Here is a 668-nt window from a genome sequence, read left to right as displayed (position 1 = left end):
GAAGGCTTCGGGGAGGCGGCCGTCGAAGTATTGGGCGGCGTCGATGATGCCTTCGGCGATGCGGGCGGCTTCGTGGGTGAAGCCGTAGCGGCGTAGGCCCCAGGCGATGAGGGAGTTGTCGAAGGGCCATACGGTGCCGACGTGGTAGCCGAGTGGGTTGTAGCGTTCTTCGTTTTTGGCGAGGGTGCGTATGCCCCAGCCGGAGAATAGTTGTGGTCCGAGTAGGTGTTCGGCGAGGTGTGGGGCTTTGGATTCGTCGACGATGCCGCTCCAGAGGAGGTGGCCGATGTTGGAGGCGAGGGCGTCGACGTGGTGGCCGTCGGGGTCGAGGGCGAGGGCGTAGTGGTGGCGGTCTTCGATCCAGAAGTCTTGGTTGAATCGTTGTTTGAGTGCGGCTGCTTGTTGTTCGAGGTGGTTGGCGTAGTCGGGGTCGTTCCAGAATTCGCGGGCGAGTCGGGCGCCGCGGATTTTGGCGTCGTAGGCGTAGCCCTGGAGTTCGCAGGTTGCTCGGGGTAGGTCGGGTAGTCGTCCGTCGTGGTAGGAGATGGAGTCCCAGGAGTCTTTCCAGCATTGGTTTTCCAGGCCGGTTTGTTCGTTGCGGCGTTGGTACCAGATGTAGCCGTTGTCCATGATGTCGCCGTACTCGTCGATCCACCGCAACGCCGCCC

Annotated in this window: 1 protein-coding gene; it reads right to left on the bottom strand. The window is 62.6% G+C overall.

Annotation, left to right across the window (positions count from 1 at the left end):
• The coding region (locus Raf01_RS49215; RefSeq protein ID WP_373319805.1) for an amylo-alpha-1,6-glucosidase at positions 1–668 on the bottom strand (668 nt) is incomplete at both ends.

The organism is Rugosimonospora africana (assembly GCF_016862975.1).
Taxonomy (GTDB): domain Bacteria; phylum Actinomycetota; class Actinomycetes; order Mycobacteriales; family Micromonosporaceae; genus Rugosimonospora; species Rugosimonospora africana.
The sequence above is the reverse complement of the archived record's forward strand: the minus strand, read 5'-3'. Positions and strand labels throughout refer to the sequence as shown.